Genomic DNA, 16,747 nt, shown 5'->3' on the forward strand with positions numbered 1-16,747 from the left:
CAATCAAGGAAACTGACGAGGTTGCGTGAATGGAGGATCCCATTTCGCAGCCTTTTTAAAAGCCGGCATTTCCGGCATTTGCGGACTCTGTCCGTTCCGCTTTAACAAGTGGGAGGTCCTACCGTTAAAACCACAATCCGAGGAGGAAAAGGAAATGGCTGTAAAAAGCAAAAAGAAACAAGAAGCACTTAAGCTTGTTGACCGTACTCAATTGTACGAAGTGAAAGAAGCTGTTGCACTTGTCAAAAAGACTGCAACTGCTAAATTCGATGAAACAATCGAAGCTGCTTTCCGTTTGGGTGTAGACCCTAAGAAAGCCGACCAGCAAATTCGCGGTGCGATGGTATTGCCGCATGGTACTGGTAAAACTCAACGTGTATTGGTATTCGCTAAAGGCGATAAAGCAAAAGAAGCGGAAGCTGCTGGAGCCGACTTCGTTGGCGAACAGGATCTAATCGCGAAAATCAACGGCGGCTGGTTCGAGTTTGACGTTATCGTTGCAACTCCGGACATGATGGCTGAAGTTGGTAAATTGGGCCGTGTGCTTGGACCAAAAGGTCTAATGCCTAACCCGAAAACTGGCACAGTTACATTCGACGTAGAAAAAGCTGTCCAGGAAATCAAAGCTGGTAAAGTAGAATACCGCGTTGATAAACAAGCTAACATCCATGTACCAATCGGCAAAGCTTCCTTCTCTGAAGAGAAATTGGAAGAAAACCTTGTTGCATTGATCGAACAGCTTATCAAAGTTAAACCGCAAGCTTCCAAAGGCCTTTACATGAAGAACGTAGCGATCGCTTCTACTATGGGCCCTGGAATCAAAGTTGACGTAGCTCCTTTCCGTTAATTGTCTGTTGACATCTAATTGGAAACACTATATAATCAACTGTGGTTAAAACCTAATAAACGTTATACCTAAGACAGCAGGTGCCCGAGGGCTTAATTTCCTGCCGAGGTGTGTGAGATAAAACAGGCAGTCTGTTCCGACTGTTCCTTGTGATCATGCCTCCATGTCGAATGGAGGCATTTTTCATGTTAACTCCAGGTATAATGGTGAACAAGCTAACAGGAGGTGGAACATATGTCCAAGATCATCGAACAAAAGAAACAGGTTGTAAATGAAATCGCTGAGAAATTCCAAGCGAGCCAATCTACAATCGTAGTAGACTACCGCGGTCTTACTGTTTCTGAGGTGACTGAACTTCGCAAACAGCTTCGTGAAGCTGGTGTGGATTTCAAAGTCTACAAAAACACGTTGACTCGCCGTGCTACTGAAGTAGCTGGTTTGACTGAACTAGACGAGAACTTGACAGGCCCAACTGCTATTGCCTTCAGTAATGAAGACGTAATTGCTCCTGCTAAGATCTTGAACGAGTTCGCCAAAAAGAACGAAGCACTTGAAATCAAAGCTGGTGTCATCCAAGGCAATGTAGCTTCTGTGGAACAAGTCAAAGAACTTGCAGATCTACCGAACTACGAAGGCTTGCTTTCCATGTTGCTTAGCGTGCTACAAGCACCGGTTCGCAACTTCGCTTATGCTGCGAAAGCAATCGCAGAACAAAAAGAAGAGCAAGGCGCTTAAGGCGGCCTGAGACTTCCAAACAAAATAAAACATTTTCCAAGGAGGAAATATCATGTCTAAAGAGACAATCATTGAAGAGATTAAAGGTATGTCCGTTCTAGAATTGAACGATCTTGTTAAAGCTATCGAAGAAGAATTCGGCGTTACTGCTGCAGCTCCTGTAGCTGTTGCTGGTGGCGGTGCTGCTGAAGCTGCTGAAGAGAAAACTGAATTCGACGTTGTTCTTACAAGCGCTGGCGCTTCTAAAATCAAAGTCGTTAAAGCTGTTCGCGAAGCAACTGGCCTAGGTCTTAAAGACGCTAAAGATCTTGTTGATAACGCTCCTGGCAACATCAAAGAAGGCGTATCTAAAGATGAAGCTGAAGAACTTAAAGCTAAACTTGAAGAAGCTGGAGCTTCTGTAGAAGTTAAGTAATAGTTAAGCAATAAAAAGAAAGCTCGCCCTCGGGCGAGCTTTCCTTTTATCTATCTCTCCATGGCAATCGTGAATGGATCCTGAAAAAGAAGGTGACCAATTATGTCGGATCATTATTATACCAATCAGCCGCAATCCAAAAGTGCTCCTGCTACATGGCGTTTCACATTGAAAGGCAATGAACTTGTTTTCACTTCGGATAGCGGAGTATTTTCCAAGAAGGAAGTGGATTTCGGGTCCAGGGTTTTGATTGATGTCTTCAGAGAGCCGGAAATAGAAGGGGATATACTGGATCTTGGGTGTGGATATGGACCGATCGGCATTTCATTTGCAAAAGCTTTCACAGATCGTTCCATTGTGATGAGTGATGTCAATGAGCGTGCAGTATCACTTGCCAAGCAGAATGCTGAGGCGAATGGGGCGAGCAACACACATTTCTATGTGAGTGATCGCTTGACCGCTTTTTCGGACCGGAAGTTCGCGGCAATTGCTACCAACCCTCCAATCCGGGCAGGCAAGAAGGTTGTACATCAGCTATTTGAAGAGAGCCATCAGGCGCTTCTTCCTCAGGGGGAGCTCTGGGTTGTCGTTCAAAAGAAACAAGGTGCCCCATCTGCCCAGGAAAAATTGAACCAGCTGTTCGGTTCATGTGAAATCGTGAAGAAGGATAAAGGCTATTACATCCTATTGGCTAAAAAAGATTGACTCGCATAAAAGCTTGTGGTAGTATTGTAAAATGCCAATAGATAACGATACTCGGAGAGGATTATAATTTTCTTTGGGGATCGTGTTTAAACTGTCGGCTGATTGGCAAGACTGCTATCAATATTGTGTTTTTGCCTTTGTCGATTTTATCTAAATATGTATGATCAGGGTTATGTCGCCATTCGGAGGAGCTAGCAAGCTGAATTTTTAACGGTTTTTATGAAAAAACCTTTTTCGCTTTTAGCTTGAAGGCGGTGCAGAGGGACAGTCGGAGTGTGTCGCTGTTGGAATTATACCACTTTCTGATTTTCAATAAACAGGAAAGGGAGCCCGTTTCATTACAACATTCACATCACATTCGTATTTATGCGAATGCTTTTCTATGTAAACGGAAGATGTGAACAATGCAAATATTGTGGCGATTCATTTATGTTAGCTACAATATATAATTTATTGCTTGGAAAGTCAATCGGCATTCCGGCAATTCAGACAGACCTTTATCCGAAGAAGGTTGGTCATGCAGGGAGTATACAGCAGGGAAAACTTGCTGCAGGATGTTGATTTACTGCAATCTTTAAGATTGCAGCTTGAATACATTACTAATGTTTGATTTGAGGGGTGAAGCTGTTGACAGGTCAAGTAGTTCAGTATGGACGACACCGCCAGCGCAGAAGCTATGCACGTATTAGTGAAGTGCTAGAGTTACCGAATCTTATCGAGATTCAAACCGCTTCTTATGAATGGTTCTTAGAAGAAGGATTACGAGAGATGTTCCAGGATATTTCCCCGATCGAGGATTTCGCGGGTAATTTATCGCTGGAATTTGTCGACTATAGCCTTGGCGAACCGAAATATCCAGTAGATGAAGCAAAAGAAAGAGACGTTACCTATAACGCTCCGCTTCGTGTGAAAGTCCGCTTGTTGAACAACGAGACAGGCGAAGTAAAAGAACAGGAAGTATTCATGGGTGACTTCCCATTGATGACAGATACAGGAACGTTCATCATCAACGGTGCTGAACGCGTAATCGTATCACAGCTTGTTCGCTCCCCTAGTGTTTATTTCAGTGAGAAATTCGACAAGAACGGGAAACGCGGCCACACAGCGACAGTCATTCCTAACCGTGGTGCATGGCTTGAGTTCGAGACGGATGCAAAGGATGTGGTCCATGTCCGCATCGACCGTACGCGTAAGCTTCCGATCACTGTCCTGCTTCGTGCACTCGGATTCGGAAGTGATCAGGAAATCATCGATCTTATTGGTGATAACGAGTACCTTCGCAACACATTGGAGAAAGATAACACAGAAACTACCGAAAAGGCATTGCTTGAAATCTATGAGCGTCTTCGTCCGGGAGAGCCGCCTACTGTAGAGAATGCGAAAAGCTTGCTTGTTTCTCGTTTCTTCGATCCAAAACGTTACGACCTGGCACATGTAGGCCGTTACAAAATGAATAAAAAGCTTCATATCAAAAACCGTCTGTTCAATCAGACATTGGCTGAGCCGATCGTCGATGAAGAGACTGGTGAAGTGCTTGCACAAAAAGGCGACAAACTGGACCGTCGTCTGCTTGATAAGATCCTTCCTCATCTTGACGGTACAAATGGCAAGTTCGGTGAGAACATCCTGGAACCGCATGATGGTGTAGTGGAAGATCAAATATTGGTTCAAACAATCAAAATCGTCGACCCGACTGATCCGGAAGGCGAACGTACATTGAACGTCACTGGTAACGCAACAGTCGATGATAGCGTGAAGAACCTGGACCCTGCCGATATCGTGGCAGCTGTCAGCTACTTCTTCAACTTATTATATGAAGTTGGCGACACAGATGACATCGATCACCTTGGTAACAGAAGATTGCGTTCTGTCGGTGAATTGCTTCAGAACCAGTTCCGTATCGGTCTTTCCCGTATGGAACGTGTGGTGCGTGAGCGTATGTCCATCCAGGATACATCTGCCATCACACCGCAGCAGCTGATCAATATCCGACCGGTGATTGCGTCAATCAAGGAATTCTTCGGAAGCTCCCAGCTTTCCCAGTTCATGGACCAGACAAACCCGCTTGGCGAGTTGACGCACAAACGTCGTCTTTCTGCTTTGGGACCTGGTGGTTTGACTCGGGAACGTGCCGGCTTTGAAGTGCGTGACGTACACTACTCCCACTATGGAAGAATGTGTCCGATCGAAACGCCGGAGGGTCCGAACATCGGTTTGATCAACTCTCTTTCCACTTATGCGAAAGTGAACAAATTCGGTTTCATCGAAACGCCTTACCGCCGTGTCGATCCAGAGACGAACCGTGTGACAGATCAAATTGATTACCTTACTGCCGATGAGCAGGATAACTATGTTATCGCACAGGCGAACTCTCCGCTTGCGGAAGATGGCTCCTTCGAGAATGAAGAAGTCGTTGCCCGTTTCCGTGAAGAGAATACAATTGTTGCTCGTGAGCGTATCGATTACATGGACGTATCACCGAAACAGGTTGTATCTGCCGCGACCGCGTGTATCCCATTCTTGGAAAACGATGACTCCAACCGTGCACTGATGGGTGCGAACATGCAGCGACAAGCAGTACCGTTGATGCAGCCGGAAGCACCGATCGTAGGTACAGGTATGGAATATGTATCCGGTAAAGACTCCGGTGCAGCAGTCATCTGCAAAGCGGAAGGTATCGTGGAGCGCGTCGAAGCGAAAGAAATCATTGTACGTCGTATCACAGAAGTTGGCGGCAGTGAAGTGAAAGGCGATACAGATCGTTATCGTCTGCAAAAATTCAATCGTTCCAACCAAGGAACTTGCTATAACCAACGTCCGATCGTCAGTGTCGGCGACCGTGTCACAAAAGGTGAAATCCTTGCTGACGGACCTTCCATGCAGGATGGAGAACTTGCTCTTGGACGCAACGTACTCGTTGCCTTCATGACATGGGAAGGTTACAACTACGAGGATGCCATCATCATGAGCGAACGCCTTGTGAAAGATGATGTATACACATCCATCCATATCGAGGAATACGAATCAGAAGCGCGTGATACGAAGCTTGGACCGGAAGAAATCACTCGCGACATCCCGAACGTCGGGGAAGATGCGCTGAAGAACCTTGATGAACGCGGAATCATCCGTGTAGGTGCCGAGGTTTCCGATGGTGATCTGTTGGTTGGTAAAGTAACGCCTAAAGGTGTGACGGAGCTATCTGCAGAAGAACGTCTATTGCATGCGATCTTCGGCGAGAAGGCTCGCGAAGTCCGTGATACATCCCTTCGCGTACCTCACGGTGCCGGCGGTATCGTATTGGATGTCAAGATCTTCAACCGTGAAGACGGAGATGAACTGCCACCGGGTGTAAACCAGCTTGTACGTGTTTATATCGTTCAGAAACGTAAGATTTCTGAAGGGGATAAAATGGCTGGACGTCACGGTAACAAAGGGGTAATCTCCAAAATCCTTCCAGAAGAGGATATGCCGTTCATGCCGGACGGAACGCCAGTCGATATCATGCTTAACCCACTAGGGGTACCATCCCGTATGAACATCGGACAGGTGTTTGAGCTTCACTTGGGTATGGCAGCTCGTGCGCTGGGCATCCACGTTGCAACACCGGTATTTGATGGTGCGCGTGAAGAAGATGTTTGGGAAACGCTCGAAGAAGCTGGTATGCCGCGTGATGCGAAGACGATCCTTTATGATGGCAGAACCGGTGAACCATTCGATAACCGTGTATCTGTCGGTGTATCGTACATGATCAAGCTTGCCCACATGGTTGATGACAAGCTGCATGCTCGTTCCACAGGTCCTTACTCACTGGTTACGCAGCAGCCGCTTGGTGGTAAAGCACAGTTCGGCGGTCAGCGTTTCGGTGAGATGGAGGTATGGGCACTGGAAGCATATGGTGCGGCGTATACCCTGCAAGAGATCCTTACTGTCAAATCCGATGACGTAGTCGGACGTGTGAAGACGTATGAATCCATTGTCAAAGGTGATAATGTACCAGAGCCTGGTGTGCCAGAATCATTCAAAGTATTGATCAAAGAGCTTCAGAGCCTTGGTATGGATGTCAAGATCCTCAATGGTGATGAAGAAGAAGTAGAAATGCGAGAACTCGAAGATGAAGACGAGACGCAGGTACCTGACCGCATCAATCTTGATGTACAGGAAGGTTAATGCGCCCAAACATCGACTGCAGGGCAGTAACGGGATACTAAAAGGGAGGTAGGCCCCTTGATAGATGTAAATAATTTTGAGTTTATGAAAATAGGTTTGGCTTCACCTGATAAGATTCGTTCTTGGTCTTACGGAGAAGTCAAAAAGCCGGAAACGATCAACTATCGTACATTGAAGCCTGAAAAAGACGGTTTGTTCTGTGAGCGCATCTTCGGTCCGCAAAAGGACTGGGAATGCCATTGCGGTAAATACAAGCGCGTCCGTTATAAAGGCGTCGTATGTGATCGCTGCGGCGTGGAAGTCACCAAAGCCAAAGTGCGCCGTGAGCGCATGGGACACATCGAGCTGGCAGCTCCTGTGTCTCATATTTGGTACTTCAAAGGTATTCCGAGCCGTATGGGTCTTGTACTGGATATGTCTCCTCGTGCGTTGGAAGAAGTCATCTACTTTGCAGCGTACATCGTAACAGATGCCGGAGATACAGCACTTGAGAAGAAGCAGCTTCTTTCCGAGAAAGAATACCGCTTGTATCGTGAGAAATACGGTAATACATTCCAAGCTCAAATGGGTGCAGAAGCGATCCGCAAGCTCCTTCAAGACATCGACTTGGAAAAAGAAGTGGAAACACTTCGCGAAGAATTGAAAACAGCACAAGGTCAGCGCAGAACGCGTGCGATCAAGCGCCTGGAAGTGATGGAAGCATTCCGTCATTCCGGCAATGAACCTTCTTGGATGGTATTGGATGTACTTCCGATCATTCCTCCGGAGCTTCGCCCGATGGTTCAGCTTGATGGTGGCCGATTCGCCACATCTGACTTGAACGACCTTTATCGCCGGGTAATCAACCGGAATAATCGTCTGAAACGCCTTTTGGACCTTGGTGCACCTAGCATCATCGTACAAAACGAGAAACGCATGCTGCAGGAAGCAGTCGATGCGTTGATCGATAACGGCCGCCGCGGCCGTCCGGTCACAGGTCCTGGTAACCGTCCATTGAAATCTCTTTCTCATATGCTGAAAGGTAAACAAGGACGTTTCCGTCAGAACTTGCTTGGTAAACGGGTAGACTATTCCGGACGTTCCGTAATCGTCGTAGGTCCGCATCTGAAGATGTATCAGTGTGGTCTTCCGAAAGAAATGGCGCTTGAGCTATTCAAACCATTCATCATGAAAGAATTGGTTGAAAAAGGACTTGCGCATAACATCAAATCCGCAAAACGCAAAATCGAACGCTTGCATCCGGAAGTATGGGATGTACTCGAAGAAGTCATCCGTGAGCATCCGGTATTGCTTAACCGTGCACCTACGCTTCACCGCCTAGGAATCCAGGCATTCGAACCGACGTTGGTAGAAGGCCGCGCGATTCGTCTTCACCCGCTTGTATGTACAGCTTATAATGCTGACTTCGATGGTGACCAGATGGCCGTTCACGTACCTCTATCTGCGGAAGCGCAGGCAGAGGCTCGTATCCTTATGCTTGCTGCACAGAATATCTTGAACCCGAAAGACGGTAAACCAGTCGTGACACCGTCCCAGGATATGGTACTAGGTAACTACTACCTTACTCTTGAGCGTGAAGGTGCAATCGGCGAAGGCAAAGTCTTCAAAGATGTCAACGAAGCGATGCTTGCTTACCAAAATGGTTATGTACACCTGCACACTCGTGTGGCGGTAGATGCCGGCTCTTTGAAAAATGAAACATTCACGGAAGAGCAAAACAACCAAATCCTGCTTACAACAGTGGGTAAACTTATCTTCAACACGATCTTGCCGAGCTCGTTCCCTTACATGAACGAACCGACTCGCGAGAATCTGGAAGAAAAAACACCTGCACACTACTTCGTTGAGAAGGGTGCGAATATCAAAGAGGAGATCGCGAAACGCGAGATTATCTCCCCGTTCAAAAAAGGTTTCCTAGGCGACATCATTGCCGAGGTGTTCAAACGCTTCAAGATCAGTGAAACGTCTAAAATGCTTGACCGCATGAAGGACCTTGGATTCAGCTATTCCACTAAAGCAGGTATTACGGTTGGTATCTCCGATATCGTCGTATTGAAAGAGAAAACGGAAATCCTTGATGAAGCACAATCCCGCGTGGATAAAGTGCTGAAGCAGTTCCGTCGCGGTTTGATCACGGAAGAAGAGCGATATGACCGAGTCATTTCCATCTGGTCCAAAGCGAAGGATGACATCCAGGATCGCCTGATGAAGTCCTTGAGCAACCGCAACCCGATCTTCATGATGAGTGATTCCGGTGCCCGCGGTAACGCATCCAACTTCACGCAGCTTGCTGGTATGCGTGGTTTGATGGCCAACCCGGCTGGTAGAATCATCGAGTTGCCGATCAAGTCCAGTTTCCGTGAAGGTCTGACAGTACTAGAGTACTTCATCTCTACACACGGTGCGCGTAAAGGTCTGGCCGATACAGCCCTGAAAACTGCCGATTCCGGTTACTTGACTCGTCGTCTTGTCGACGTGGCGCAGGATGTCATCATCCGTGAAGAAGATTGCGGAACCGACCGCAGCTTGAGAGTCCGCGCACTGACTGAAGGAACTGAAATGATCGAACCATTGTATGATCGCCTTGTCGGCCGTACAGCGTTCGAGAATGTCAAACATCCTGAAACAGGCGATGTGATCATCAAGAAAAACGAATTGATCGATGAAGATACAGCAAGACAAATCGTTGATGCAGGTATCGAAGAAGTTGCCATCCGCACAGTCTTCACATGTAACACGAAACATGGTGCATGTAAGAAATGCTACGGCCGCAACCTTGCTACTGGCAGCGACGTCGAAGTCGGCGAAGCAGTCGGTATCATTGCTGCACAATCCATCGGTGAGCCAGGAACACAGCTTACAATGCGTACGTTCCACACAGGCGGTGTAGCCGGTGACGATATCACGCAAGGTTTGCCTCGTATCCAGGAATTGTTCGAGGCGCGCAACCCTAAAGGTCAGGCTGTCATCTCTGAGATCAAAGGTACAGTCATTGAAATCAATGAAGTGAAAGAAAAGCAAGAAATCGTCATTCAAGGTACAGTGGAAACGAAGACTTACACAGCTCCATACGGTGCACGCCTGCGTGTGGCTGAAGGAGATGCGATCGAAGCTGGTCAGGAGCTTACAGAGGGTTCTGTCGATCCGAAAGAATTGCTTCGCGTTCGCGGTGTAGCCGGCGTTCAGCAGTATCTATTGAAAGAAGTGCAGAAAGTATACCGTATGCAAGGGGTAGAAATCGGCGATAAACACGTAGAAGTAATGGTTCGCCAAATGCTTCGCAAAGTACGTGTCATCGATTCTGGTCAAACGGATGTATTGCCGGGATCACTTCTTGAGATCCATCAATTCAAAGAAGCAAACCGTGAAGTCTTGCGGGAAGGTTTCCAGCCAGCCAGCGGTAAACCAGTATTGCTGGGTATCACGAAAGCTTCTCTTGAAACGGATTCCTTCTTGTCTGCCGCGTCCTTCCAGGAGACTACTCGTGTCCTGACCGATGCAGCCATCAAAGGTAAGCGCGATGAACTTCTCGGTTTGAAAGAGAATGTCATCATCGGTAAGCTTGTTCCTGCAGGTACTGGCATGCCGCAGTACCGCAAGATCAAAGCGAAGCTGGAAGCGCCTGAAGAAGTGACAGAAGGCCAGGAGATCGAATCTGTAACACCGTAACGGTGCCCTAATAAACAAGGAAACAAAATAATTGTCGGAAGCACAGTAAATCTCTTGTGAAGGTGATTGACATCAGCTTCCTTGAGTGATACTATATTCAAGGTGCTTCCGATTCTCCTTGTATACTTTGGAGGATATGCATATGTCTTATGAAAAAGTAGCACATGCTAATACGGGAATCGTTATCGGAACCAAACAAACACTCAAGGCCATGAAGCAAGGCCAAGTGAAAACAGTTGTCATTGCAGATGACGCTGCCGAGCATATTACCAGCCAGGTGAGAAAGCTGGCAGAGGAATTAGGCATACCAGCGATCCAAGTCGATTCTATGAAACGATTAGGTGAAGCTTGTGGCATAGATGTAGGGACAGCTACTGTGGCAATCAGGAAATAGTTTTGACGCAGCTGATGCTAGCTCAGCTCGTGAAAGCTTTGTTTTTTGCCAAAAAATGAACCACCTGGATGTGTGGTATTACAAAAAGCTTTGAAAGGAGGAAAAAACATGCCTACTATTAATCAATTAGTACGCAAAGGTCGCGTAAGCAAAACAAAGAAATCTGACTCTCCAGCATTGAACAGAGGGTACAACAGCTTCAAGAAGTCTTTGACTAACCAGTCTTCTCCACAAAAACGTGGTGTTTGTACTCGTGTTGGTACAATGACTCCGAAGAAACCAAACTCTGCATTGCGTAAATATGCACGTGTACGTTTGACAAACGGAATCGAGGTTACTGCCTACATTCCTGGTATCGGACACAACTTGCAAGAGCACAGTGTTGTTTTGATCCGCGGCGGACGTGTAAAAGACTTACCGGGTGTACGTTACCATATCGTACGTGGAGCTCTTGATACTTCAGGTGTTGACGGCCGCGCACAAGGTCGTTCCAAATATGGTACGAAACGCCCTAAAAAATAAGACAAAAATAAGCTAACCATCATAGGAAAGGAGGAGAACATATGCCAAGAAAAGGTCCTGTAGCTAAACGTGATGTGTTGCCAGATCCGTTGTATAACTCTAAATTGGTAACTCGTTTGATCAACCAAATCATGGTTGACGGACAACGCGGTAAAGCTCAAAAGATTCTTTATGCAGCATTTGAACTAGTTAAAGAACGTAGTGGAAACGATCCAATGGAGGTTTTCGAACAGTCCATGAAGAACGTCATGCCTGTACTTGAAGTACGCGCACGCCGTGTGGGTGGTTCCAACTACCAAGTACCAGTTGAAGTACGTCCAGAGCGTCGTCAAGCACTAGGTCTTCGTTACATTGTCAACTACTCCCGTCTGCGCGGTGAGAAAACAATGGAAGAGCGCCTTGCCAACGAAATTCTTGATGCTTCCAACAACACAGGTGCTTCTGTTAAAAAACGTGAAGATATGCATAAAATGGCGGAAGCGAACAAAGCGTTTGCTCACTACCGCTGGTAATATCTATCTTAAATTCACTCTAGGAAGGAGAAATACCGAATGGCTAGAGAGTTCTCCTTAGAAAATACGCGTAATATCGGTATCATGGCTCACATCGATGCCGGTAAAACAACTGCAACAGAGCGTATTCTATTCTATACAGGACGTATCCATAAAATCGGAGAAACTCATGAAGGTGCTTCTCAGATGGACTGGATGGAGCAGGAGCAGGAACGTGGTATCACTATCACATCCGCTGCAACAACTGCTCAATGGAAAGGCCACCGTATCAACATCATCGATACACCGGGACACGTAGACTTCACAGTTGAAGTAGAACGTTCCCTGCGTGTACTTGATGGAGCGGTAGCTGTGCTTGATGCACAGTCCGGAGTTGAGCCGCAAACTGAAACAGTTTGGCGTCAGGCTACAACTTACGGTGTACCACGTATCGTCTTCGTTAACAAAATGGATAAAACAGGTGCAGACTTCCTTTATTCCGTTAAAACGATGCACGAACGTCTGGGCGCTAATGCGCACCCAGTACAACTTCCGATCGGTGCGGAAGATAATTTCGAAGGAATTATCGACCTTATCACAATGGAGGCTTTCTATTATCTCGATGATTTGGGTCAGCGTACAGATGCTCGTCCTATTCCAGATGATATGAAAGAACTTGCGGAAGAATACCGCACAAATCTTCTTGAAGCTGTAGCAGAACAAGATGAAGATCTTATGGAACGCTACCTTGAAGGAGAAGAGATCTCTAACGAAGAGCTTAAGCAAGCAGTTCGTAAAGCGACTCTATCTGTTGAATTCTACCCTGTATTCTGTGGTTCAGCATTCAAAAACAAAGGTGTTCAGCTTTTGATCGACGGTATCGTTGATTACTTGCCAGCACCTACCGACGTACCAGCCATCGAAGGTATCGTTCCAGGTACTGAAGAGAAAATCGTACGTAAATCCAGCGACAGCGAACCGTTCAGCGCACTTGCCTTCAAAGTGGCGACTGACCCATTCGTTGGTAAACTTACTTTCTTCCGCGTGTACTCCGGTACATTGGAAGCAGGTTCTTACGTGAAAAACTCTACGAAGGACAAGCGTGAGCGCGTAGGCCGTATCCTGCAAATGCACGCTAACAGCCGCGAAGAGATTTCCAAAGTTTACGCTGGTGACATCGCCGGAGCAGTTGGTTTGAAAGATACTACGACTGGTGATACTCTATGTGATGAAAAATCACTGGTTATCCTTGAGTCCATGGTATTCCCAGAGCCGGTTATCTCTGTTGCGATCGAACCAAAAACGAAAGCGGACCAAGATAAGATGTCCGTTGCCCTTGGTAAACTAGCTGAGGAAGATCCTACATTCAGAACTGAAACAAACCCTGAAACTGGTCAGACTATCATCTCCGGTATGGGTGAGCTTCACTTGGATATCATCGTAGACCGTATGCGCCGTGAATTCAAAGTCGAAGCAAACGTAGGTGCCCCACAGGTAGCATACCGCGAAACATTCCGCGCAGCTGCTGAAGTCGAAGGTAAATTCGTACGTCAGTCCGGTGGTCGCGGTCAGTACGGTCACGTTTGGATCAAATTCGAGCCGAACGAAGAAGGTGCTGGTTTCGAATTCGAAAACAACATCGTTGGTGGTGTCGTTCCTCGTGAATACATCCCATCTGTTGAAGCTGGTATCAAAGAAGCGATGGAAAACGGTGTATTGGCTGGTTATCCGCTAATCGACGTAAAAGCATCCCTATTTGATGGTAGCTACCACGATGTCGACTCCAACGAGATGGCCTTCAAGGTTGCAGCTTCCATGGCGCTTAAGAACGCCAAGAGCAAATGTCAGCCGGTACTCTTGGAACCACTTGTAAAAGTGGAAGTCGTAATCCCAGAAGAATATTTGGGAGACATCATGGGTGATATCACTTCCCGTCGCGGACGTGTCGAAGGCATGGATACTCGCGGACCTTCCCAAGTAGTCAATGCATTCGTGCCGCTTTCCGAAATGTTCGGTTACGCAACAGCGTTGCGTTCCAACACACAAGGCCGCGGAACTTACACAATGACATTCGATCACTACGAAGAAGTGCCTAAGAGCATCAGTGAAGAAATTATCAAGAAAAACGCTGGTGAATAATTGATTTTTTACCGGTAATCAAGTATAACTTGTATTGGAAGCCTGCGTGCGCGCGCGTATGCTTCCGAAATACAAGAAACATACTATCTATTACATGAGATATTTCCATATTTAAGGAGGAATTACTAATGGGTAAAGAAAAATTCGACCGCTCCAAATCCCACGTTAACGTTGGTACAATCGGACACGTTGACCATGGTAAAACAACACTAACTGCAGCTATCACAACTGTACTTCACAAGAAATCCGGTTCTGGTGAAGCTATGGCTTACGATCAAATCGATGGTGCACCAGAAGAAAGAGAACGTGGTATCACAATCTCTACTGCACACGTTGAGTACGAAACTGAAACTCGCCACTATGCGCACGTTGACTGCCCAGGTCACGCTGACTATGTTAAAAACATGATCACTGGTGCTGCACAGATGGACGGAGCTATCCTAGTAGTATCCGCTGCTGATGGTCCAATGCCACAAACTCGTGAGCACATCCTGCTTTCCCGTAACGTAGGTGTACCTGCGATTGTTGTATTCCTTAACAAATGTGACATGGTTGACGATGAAGAGCTTCTTGAGCTTGTTGAAATGGAAGTTCGCGATCTACTAAGCGAATACGACTTCCCTGGTGATGATGTACCAGTTATCAAAGGTTCTGCTCTTAAAGCACTTGAAGGCGAAGCGGAATGGGAAGAAAAAATCTTCGAACTTATGGATGCGGTTGATGAGTACATCCCAACTCCTGAACGCGATAAAGAAAAACCATTCATGATGCCAGTAGAGGACGTATTCTCTATCACTGGTCGTGGTACAGTTGCAACTGGCCGTGTTGAGCGCGGTGAAGTAAGAGTCGGTGACGAAGTTGATATCATCGGTCTTAACGAAGCTCCTAAGAAAACAACTGTTACAGGTGTAGAAATGTTCCGTAAGCTTCTTGACTACGCTGAAGCTGGAGACAACATCGGTGCGCTTCTTCGCGGTATCTCCCGTGAGGATGTAAACCGTGGACAAGTACTTGCTAAACCAGGTACAATCACTCCACATACAAAGTTCAAAGCAGAAGTTTACGTTCTTTCTAAAGAAGAGGGTGGACGTCACACTCCATTCTTCTCTAACTATCGTCCGCAGTTCTACTTCCGTACAACTGACGTAACTGGCGTAGTTAACCTTCCAGAAGGTACTGAAATGGTAATGCCTGGCGATAACACCGAGATGTCCGTTGAGCTTATCTCTCCAATCGCTATCGAAGATGGTACTCGCTTCTCTATCCGTGAGGGTGGCCGTACTGTTGGATCAGGCGTTGTATCTGTTATCGAAGCGTAAGCTGAAATAACTATATAGAAGAAACAGACAGCAGACGTGCTGTCTGTTTCTTTTTTTATGCTTATATGCACCAGAGATTGGCAGCACCAGTTAAATGTAAAAAATGCTGAAATGACTTGAAAACCGACTGCATGCTCTGTATAATACATAAAGTGTCATCTTATGGGAGATTACAGTCTATTAGGCTGTAAACTTAGATAAGACTTGCATTGACCGCGTTTTTTCTATATAATTATAATGTTGGTCATTTAAAGGCGATGATGCGGGAGGTTGTTGGCACACCAGGCCCCTTTGCCATGGCAGGGTGGTCAAGTTAATTTCCGCTGAGAATGTCCTAAATAATAAGGGCGATAAAGGAGGGAAAATAATGGCAAAAGAGAAAATCAGAATCCGTTTGAAAGCATACGATCACAGAATCCTTGATCAGTCTGCAGAAAAAATCGTAGATACAGCGAAACGTTCTGGTGCGAACGTATCAGGTCCGATTCCGCTTCCTACAGAGAAATCTGTATACACAATTCTACGTGCGGTGCACAAATACAAAGACTCCCGTGAGCAGTTCGAAATGCGTACTCACAAACGTCTTATCGATATCGTTAGTCCTACACCGCAAACAGTCGATTCTTTGATGAGACTTGATCTACCGTCCGGTGTGGACATCGAAATTAAACTATAATTTTACACAAAATAGGAGGTGTAACGGATGACGAAAGGAATCTTGGGACGCAAGATCGGCATGACACAGCTATTCACTGAAAGTGGTGAACTTCAAGCTGTAACAGTTATCCAAGCTGAACCAAACGTAATTCTTCAAAAGAAAACTGTCGAATCCGACGGTTACAATGCATTGCAACTAGGATTTGCTGATCAGAAAGCAAACAACGCAAATAAACCTGCAAAAGGCCATGCTGAGAAAGCAAACACAACACCTAAGCGCTACATTCGTGAAATCCGTGACGCTGCTCTTGACGAACACGAAGTTGGGCAAGAGATTAGCGTAGAGATTTTCGCTGCAGGAGACGTAGTAGACGTAACAGGTACTTCTAAAGGTAAAGGATTCCAAGGTGCAATCAAGCGCCACAACCAATCCCGCGGACCAATGTCACACGGTTCCCGTTACCACAGAAGACCAGGTTCCATGGGTGTAATCGACCCTATGCGCGTTTTCAAAGGTAAAGCACTACCAGGACAAATGGGCGGCGAGCAAATCACTGTTCAAAACCTTGAAATCGTTAAAGTTGACGCTGAGCGCAACCTTATCCTTGTAAAAGGTAACGTACCTGGTGCGAAAAAATCTTACGTGAAAGTATCAAGTGCCGTTAAAGGTAACTAATTCACAATACG

13 protein-coding genes and 1 other annotated feature are annotated in these 16,747 nt (G+C 46.4%); all 13 genes read left to right on the top strand.

What is annotated here, in order from left to right:
- The first annotated feature begins 154 nt into the window (after positions 1-154).
- Complete coding sequence (gene rplA, locus CHH53_RS12870) at positions 155-847, top strand: 50S ribosomal protein L1 (RefSeq protein WP_095216547.1); 693 nt, start codon at positions 155-157, stop codon at positions 845-847.
- 49 nt (positions 848-896) lie between these two features.
- Positions 897-1,042, top strand: a sequence feature (ribosomal protein L10 leader region).
- Between the two features lie 39 nt (positions 1,043-1,081).
- Complete coding sequence (gene rplJ / locus CHH53_RS12875) at positions 1,082-1,582, top strand: 50S ribosomal protein L10 (RefSeq protein WP_093728589.1); 501 nt, start codon at positions 1,082-1,084, stop codon at positions 1,580-1,582.
- A 52-nt stretch (positions 1,583-1,634) separates the two neighbouring features.
- Positions 1,635-1,997, top strand: coding sequence for a 50S ribosomal protein L7/L12 (gene rplL, locus CHH53_RS12880; RefSeq protein ID WP_095216548.1), 363 nt, complete (start codon positions 1,635-1,637; stop codon positions 1,995-1,997).
- A gap of 102 nt (positions 1,998-2,099) precedes the next feature.
- Positions 2,100-2,702, top strand: a complete 603-nt coding sequence (locus CHH53_RS12885) for a class I SAM-dependent methyltransferase (RefSeq protein WP_095216549.1) — start codon at positions 2,100-2,102, stop codon at positions 2,700-2,702.
- Between the two features lie 627 nt (positions 2,703-3,329).
- Positions 3,330-6,869 (top strand): DNA-directed RNA polymerase subunit beta, encoded by a 3,540-nt coding sequence (rpoB, locus tag CHH53_RS12890; protein WP_095216550.1) that lies wholly within the window; start codon positions 3,330-3,332, stop codon positions 6,867-6,869.
- Between the two features lie 57 nt (positions 6,870-6,926).
- Positions 6,927-10,538 (top strand): DNA-directed RNA polymerase subunit beta', encoded by a 3,612-nt coding sequence (rpoC, locus tag CHH53_RS12895; protein ID WP_095216551.1) that lies wholly within the window; start codon positions 6,927-6,929, stop codon positions 10,536-10,538.
- A 142-nt stretch (positions 10,539-10,680) separates the two neighbouring features.
- Positions 10,681-10,932 (top strand): 50S ribosomal protein L7ae-like protein, encoded by a 252-nt coding sequence (locus CHH53_RS12900; protein WP_095216552.1) that lies wholly within the window; start codon positions 10,681-10,683, stop codon positions 10,930-10,932.
- Positions 10,933-11,040: 108 nt separating this feature from the next.
- A complete protein-coding gene (rpsL, locus tag CHH53_RS12905) occupies positions 11,041-11,454 on the top strand; it encodes a 30S ribosomal protein S12 (protein ID WP_038565163.1) in 414 nt (137 codons plus the stop codon).
- A 41-nt stretch (positions 11,455-11,495) separates the two neighbouring features.
- The gene (gene rpsG / locus CHH53_RS12910; protein ID WP_093728583.1) at positions 11,496-11,966 is read left to right on the top strand and encodes a 30S ribosomal protein S7; all 471 of its coding nucleotides are present in this window, start codon (positions 11,496-11,498) and stop codon (positions 11,964-11,966) included.
- A gap of 39 nt (positions 11,967-12,005) precedes the next feature.
- The gene (gene fusA / locus CHH53_RS12915; RefSeq protein ID WP_095216553.1) at positions 12,006-14,084 is read left to right on the top strand and encodes an elongation factor G; all 2,079 of its coding nucleotides are present in this window, start codon (positions 12,006-12,008) and stop codon (positions 14,082-14,084) included.
- A gap of 128 nt (positions 14,085-14,212) precedes the next feature.
- A complete protein-coding gene (tuf, locus tag CHH53_RS12920; protein ID WP_095216554.1) occupies positions 14,213-15,403 on the top strand; it encodes an elongation factor Tu in 1,191 nt (396 codons plus the stop codon).
- A 367-nt stretch (positions 15,404-15,770) separates the two neighbouring features.
- Entirely contained in the window at positions 15,771-16,079 is a 309-nt protein-coding gene (gene rpsJ / locus CHH53_RS12925) for a 30S ribosomal protein S10 (RefSeq protein ID WP_038565171.1), read from the top strand.
- A gap of 27 nt (positions 16,080-16,106) precedes the next feature.
- Positions 16,107-16,736 (top strand): 50S ribosomal protein L3, encoded by a 630-nt coding sequence (rplC, locus tag CHH53_RS12930; protein WP_095216555.1) that lies wholly within the window; start codon positions 16,107-16,109, stop codon positions 16,734-16,736.
- Positions 16,737-16,747 lie beyond the last annotated feature (11 nt).

Source organism: Terribacillus sp. 7520-G (genome assembly GCF_002271665.1).
GTDB lineage: Bacteria > Bacillota > Bacilli > Bacillales > Amphibacillaceae > Terribacillus.

Excerpts from the sequence above, each read along its gene's own strand:
- rplC (WP_095216555.1), top strand. The coding sequence starts at position 16,107 with ATGACGAAAGGAATCTTGGGACGCAAGATCGGCATGACACAGCTATTC.
- rplL (WP_095216548.1), top strand. The coding sequence starts at position 1,635 with ATGTCTAAAGAGACAATCATTGAAGAGATTAAAGGTATGTCCGTTCTA.
- rplA (WP_095216547.1), top strand. The coding sequence starts at position 155 with ATGGCTGTAAAAAGCAAAAAGAAACAAGAAGCACTTAAGCTTGTTGAC.
- CHH53_RS12900 (WP_095216552.1), top strand. The coding sequence starts at position 10,681 with ATGTCTTATGAAAAAGTAGCACATGCTAATACGGGAATCGTTATCGGA.
- rpsL (WP_038565163.1), top strand. The coding sequence starts at position 11,041 with ATGCCTACTATTAATCAATTAGTACGCAAAGGTCGCGTAAGCAAAACA.
- CHH53_RS12885 (WP_095216549.1), top strand. The coding sequence starts at position 2,100 with ATGTCGGATCATTATTATACCAATCAGCCGCAATCCAAAAGTGCTCCT.
- rpsG (WP_093728583.1), top strand. The coding sequence starts at position 11,496 with ATGCCAAGAAAAGGTCCTGTAGCTAAACGTGATGTGTTGCCAGATCCG.
- rpsJ (WP_038565171.1), top strand. The coding sequence starts at position 15,771 with ATGGCAAAAGAGAAAATCAGAATCCGTTTGAAAGCATACGATCACAGA.
- rplJ (WP_093728589.1), top strand. The coding sequence starts at position 1,082 with ATGTCCAAGATCATCGAACAAAAGAAACAGGTTGTAAATGAAATCGCT.
- tuf (WP_095216554.1), top strand. The coding sequence starts at position 14,213 with ATGGGTAAAGAAAAATTCGACCGCTCCAAATCCCACGTTAACGTTGGT.
- fusA (WP_095216553.1), top strand. The coding sequence starts at position 12,006 with ATGGCTAGAGAGTTCTCCTTAGAAAATACGCGTAATATCGGTATCATG.